General features: G+C 53.9%; 2 protein-coding genes. Both read left to right on the top strand.

Annotation, left to right across the window (positions count from 1 at the left end):
* Window positions 1-1,096 (top strand): DegT/DnrJ/EryC1/StrS family aminotransferase (locus AC1DH9_RS27735; RefSeq protein WP_477809192.1); only part of this gene is annotated, 1,096 nt, incomplete at its 5' end.
* Window positions 1,097-1,247: 151 nt separating this feature from the next.
* On the top strand, window positions 1,248-2,242 hold a 995-nt coding region (locus tag AC1DH9_RS27730), incomplete at its 3' end, for a nucleoside-diphosphate sugar epimerase/dehydratase (RefSeq protein ID WP_477809193.1).

The following is a 2,242-nucleotide window of genomic DNA, read 5'->3' as shown; positions in this document are numbered from 1 at the left end:
CTATTGGACGGGGCAAGAGTGTCGGGAGTTTGAAAAGGAATTTGCTGTCTGGGCAGATACAAAGCATGCCATTGCCCTGGCCAATGGAACGGTAGCTCTGGACCTCGCATTGCAGGCATTGGGAATTGGCGCTGGTGATGAGGTCATCGTGACTCCGCGTACCTTCCTTGCCTCTGTATCCAGCATTGTCAATGCGGGGGCTATTCCCGTATTTGCCGAAGTTGACCCGGACTCCCAGAATTTCACTGCCGAGACCATCCGTGCGGTATTGACTGAGCGTACTCGTGCGTTGATTTGCGTACATCTCGCAGGATGGCCCTGCGACATGGACCCGATTATGTCGTTGGCGGCCGAGCACGATCTGAAGGTTATTGAAGATTGTGCCCAGGCGCATGGCGCGCTCTATAAAGGACGTCCGGTCGGTTCCATTGGTCATGTCGGGGCTTGGTCGTTCTGCCAGGACAAGATCATGACCACTGGTGGCGAAGGCGGCATGGTCACCACGAATGACCGAGACCTCTGGTTGAAAATGTGGTCTATCAAGGACCATGGCAAGAGCTGGGAAGCGATCTATGAACGTGAACATGCGCCTGGCTTTCGCTGGTTGCATGAAAGTTTTGGTACTAACTGGCGAATGCTGGAAGTACAGGCTGTCATTGGACGTATCCAATTGCGTCGAATGCCTCAGTGGCAAGCAAGTCGACTTGAGCACGCGGAACGCATTTGGTCATGTGCTCGTCAACTGGGCGGCCTGCGTGTTCCAGTCATTCCAGAATATTGCACTCACGCGGCCTACAAGTGTTATGTCTTTGTTGAGCCACAGCTGCTGAAAGCTGAATGGAGTCGTGATCGCATTATTTCGGAAATTATTGCTCGTGGTGTTCCGTGCTACTCCGGTTCTTGCTCTGAGGTTTACCTTGAGAAGGCCTTTGACGATACCGGTTGGAGACCCGACGTTCGCTTCTCTGTGGCACAGGAGCTCGGGGAAACAAGCTTGATGTTCCTTGTGCATCCGACGCTGACACAGTCGGAAATGGACAAAACCTGTGCGGTTCTTGGCGAAGTAATGCAATTGGCATATCAAGCACACGCTTGATCTGACAGGGCATCCAGCGGTCGAAAGTCTTCTTGGCATACATTCTTGGCTGTCAGTTTGCTCGGAATGTATGTCAGTAGTCAGATGTGCTGTTTGCTGCAGTGAAGTTGGCGATTTAGAGCGCAGGAGCTGTGAGGTGTTCGAAGGGTTTATGGATAAGTTGCGAACCTTGTTGTTGGGACTGCCGCGCCGTCATAAAAGGCTGATTCAGATTCTTGCGGACGTCATGTTGGTTTGGGGCGCGCTATGGTTGGCGTTTGTCGTACGCCTGGGTCTCGACGAGGTGGTCAATCCCTTTGCAGATCACCTATGGCTTTTTTTGGCGACCCCCGTCATTTCCGTTCCTCTATTCATTCGTTTTGGAATGTACCGAGCAGTTCTGCGCTACTTCGGCAATGATGCGCTGATAGCGATTATCAAGGCAGTCAGCCTTTCGTCGCTGATTCTCGGGGTGGTGGTGTATTGGTACAGTAATCATCAGAACGTTGTCCCTCGCTCGATCATTTTTRACTACTGGTGGTTAAGCCTGATCATGGTAGGAGGGCTTCGCCTGGCCATGCGCCAGTATTTTCTGGGCGACTGGTTTGCCGCGGCGCAGCACGTTCCGTTCACCAATCGTGACAATGGATTGCCCCGTGTTGCTATCTATGGGGCAGGTGCTGCCGGCAACCAACTGGTTGCCGCCTTGCGCATGGGCCGGGTCATGCGCCCGATAGCGTTTATCGATGATGATAAGAGCATTGCCGATCGGGTGATCTCAGGTTTGCAGGTGTACAAGCCCAAGCACATTCAACGCATGATTGAAGAGACCGGAGCTCAGGAAATCCTGTTGGCGATTCCTTCGGCCAATCGCGGGCGTCGCCGCGAGATTCTGGGCTTTCTGGAAGGTTTTCCGTTGCATGTTCGAAGCGTGCCCGGTTTCATGGACCTGGCCAGCGGTCGGGTCAAGGTGGATGACATTCAGGAAGTCGACATCGCGGACCTGCTTGGCCGCGACGCGGTGCCGGCGCAGGGCGATTTGCTCGAGCATTGCATCAAGGATCAGTCGGTTCTGGTCACCGGAGCGGGTGGCTCTATCGGTTCTGAGCTTTGTCGCCAGATCCTGGCGTTGAAGCCGACCACGCTGCTGTTGTTCGAACACAGTGA

Source organism: Pseudomonas sp. 05T35, from assembly GCF_056396605.1.
Note: the sequence above shows the minus strand (reverse complement) of the source record. Positions and strands in the feature narration are given on the sequence as shown.